The 2,290-nt window shown below is 59.3% G+C and carries 4 protein-coding genes; all 4 read right to left on the minus strand.

The window, feature by feature from the left end; translation table 11 throughout:
• The 4 genes from EOA86_RS31300 to EOA86_RS31310 all read right to left on the minus strand — a co-directional run bounded on the left by EOA86_RS31300 (window position 1) and on the right by EOA86_RS31310 (window position 2,146).
• Complete coding sequence (locus EOA86_RS31300) at window positions 1-549, minus strand: acyltransferase (protein ID WP_127208832.1); 549 nt, start codon at window positions 547-549, stop codon at window positions 1-3.
• Between the two features lie 477 nt (window positions 550-1,026).
• Window positions 1,027-1,197, minus strand: a complete 171-nt coding sequence (locus EOA86_RS38970; protein ID WP_164759521.1) for a hypothetical protein — start codon at window positions 1,195-1,197, stop codon at window positions 1,027-1,029.
• Window positions 1,198-1,343: 146 nt separating this feature from the next.
• Window positions 1,344-1,544 carry a hypothetical protein gene (locus tag EOA86_RS31305; protein WP_128345139.1) on the minus strand — a complete coding sequence of 67 codons (201 nt, stop codon included), beginning with the start codon at window positions 1,542-1,544 and terminating at the stop codon, window positions 1,344-1,346.
• A 422-nt stretch (window positions 1,545-1,966) separates the two neighbouring features.
• Window positions 1,967-2,146 (minus strand): hypothetical protein, encoded by a 180-nt coding sequence (locus tag EOA86_RS31310; protein WP_128345141.1) that lies wholly within the window; start codon window positions 2,144-2,146, stop codon window positions 1,967-1,969.
• Window positions 2,147-2,290 lie beyond the last annotated feature (144 nt).

Raw genomic sequence — 2,290 nt, forward strand, 5'->3', positions numbered from 1 at the left:
CTAAATAGTTAATTCTGAAAGGTCGCGGACCTTCTTAGCAGGAACGCCGGCAACGACCGTGAAGGGCTCTACGTCCTTCGTGACGACAGACGCCGCGCCGACGACCGCGCCCTTGCCGATCGTGACGCCTTTCAGGATTGTCACGCCAAAGCCGATCCAGACATTCTCCTCGATCGTGACCGGCGCGATGCCGACATCCGACCAGTTTTTTTTGCCCTGATGCCAGTCCGCGACGTCGTTGGCTCGCTGCTTCCAATCCAGCGAATGCGAGTTATGGTCAACGATCGTCGTACCCCAGGAAATAACGACGTCATCGCCGATCCTGATGTGCTCGGCGGCGACTAGGTGGCTCTTGCCGATGAAGCAACGGCGGCCGATCGTGATTTGGGCTGCCGACCGGTCAAACGAGAAACGGCAGTTGATGATACCGTCCTCGCCGATCGAGTGATGGCCACGGCGGGCAGTGCGGACGCTCTGAATGGCCATCTTCGTGCCGGCGCCGACATTGACGCCCGCTAGGTGTTGCAGGAAGCGCGGCACAAAAGGCATGTCAGTGTGTTCCGTATCGTATCTGTTGCTGTCTCTCGGCGACCTGCGATCCGTCGCAGACAATGAGGTTGTGGCATTTGCGCACAAAGCACCCTCCAATGCTGCCCGCGCATCGCGCTCATCGTCGGTTTCCACCATTGGCGCGGGATGCGCCGATCGCTTGGAGCCGGAAAGCGCTGAGGGTTTATGGCACCAGCAGGTCAGTTCGCATCGTCAGGGGCAGATCCGTTGGACCGCCCATCATTTGCGGCAAGCATCTCCGCTTTGCAAGCGTGATGGTGAGGTGTTCACGCGGTAATTCGTTTGGCTCGACACGGCCTCTGGCAACGAGCTAGTGCCGGTAGCATTTCGTCGACCGTAGATAGGTTTGTACCGAGCGATCCTGTGAGTCGAGAATTTCGGCCGCGGCTGGCTGGCTTACGCGTCCAAAAGACACGCCGTAGCCCGCGCAGGCGAATGGCGCAAATACTGCAAAGACTAATGACGGCTGTCTTGCGACTTGTCGTGAGGCTGGCTGTTCGACCACCAGACAAAATACAGCGAACCTACCTTCATGACCGGCACGCGGCGCTCGCGTTCGCGCACCCGCAATTCGCGATAGACTTTCATCTTGAGGGTGCCGCCCGGCAATTTGATACGCACTGCCACCGGTTCAAACTCCCGCCGTGCAACGCAACGATGATGTGCAATGCAGCAAGTAGAGAACTTCCCCAAGGGAAGAGTCAACAGCCGATGGGCACGTTTTGACTGTTTCCGGAAGGATTGAGCGCAGGCGCCTGATGACGTCCAGGGCGTCAAGGCGTTGCCGAGAATTGGTCAGGATCGTCCGGTGTACCCGGCGGGTCATCTAGAGGACGCTGGCGGTTCGACCACCAGCTGAAATAGACCGAACCGACCTTTAGGACAGGGATGCGGCGGGTGCGCTCGCGCTCGCGCAATTCCCGATACACCTTCATCTTCAAGGTGCCGCCCGGCAACTTGATACGAACCGCCATCAGCCCAACCCCATTGTGCAGCGCAGCAATTAGAGAGCTTCCGTGGCGGAAGAGTCAATGGCCGGTCATTGACTATTTCTGGGGCTATCTTCTGGGACTGTTTCCAGAAGGGTCGGGTCGCAGGGTTATCGTTTTGGCGGGGGCCTGGACGGACGATCCGATATGCTGCTCGGCCACCAGACGATGAAGTAATCTCCGACCTGCCAGACCGGAACTTCGCGCTTCTGTTCGCGGCGGCGCAGCTCGTCCTTCGTCTTGATCTTCAAGGTCCCGCCCGGAAGCCTGATCCTTATTGTCACGTGCCCTCCCGCACCCTGTGTCCCACGAGGTACGAACGGTTCATGGGAGCAGTTTCATCCCGGCTAAGCAATTTCGGATCAGGCAGCAAGACGGATCGAGCTGTTTTCAAATGGTCAACACCGTCACTTGAAGAAATCCGCCATGCCCCGGATGGCCAGGAACGCATAGAGGATCGGCCCGGCGACCAGCCCGCAATAGAGGCACAGGATCGCTGCCAGCGCCACAAGCAAGGGCTTGTCGCGGCCGACCGCGCATAGCTCGGCCTTCACCGTCCAGCGCGCCGTTCCTTGATCTTGCGACATGGGCCGCTGTCCTCCCTATCTCCGCTCCTCTTGGGCTCATTTCACACAGTCGGTTGCAAACATCAACCTGCCCGCGACCTGGGCGGAAAGGACAAGACCATGGATACCACGTTCAAAGGCGCCGCCAGGCGCCTGGACGACCTC

The sequence above is a fragment of the Mesorhizobium sp. M5C.F.Ca.IN.020.32.2.1 genome (genome assembly GCF_004023105.1).
Classification (GTDB): Bacteria; Pseudomonadota; Alphaproteobacteria; order Rhizobiales; family Rhizobiaceae; genus Mesorhizobium; species Mesorhizobium wenxiniae.

Bases quoted from the DNA above. Each gene is read 5' to 3' on its own strand.
- EOA86_RS31305 (WP_128345139.1), bottom strand. From the start codon at position 1,544: ATGGCGGTTCGTATCAAGTTGCCGGGCGGCACCTTGAAGATGAAGGTG.
- EOA86_RS31300 (WP_127208832.1), bottom strand. From the start codon at position 549: ATGCCTTTTGTGCCGCGCTTCCTGCAACACCTAGCGGGCGTCAATGTC.
- EOA86_RS31310 (WP_128345141.1), bottom strand. From the start codon at position 2,146: ATGTCGCAAGATCAAGGAACGGCGCGCTGGACGGTGAAGGCCGAGCTA.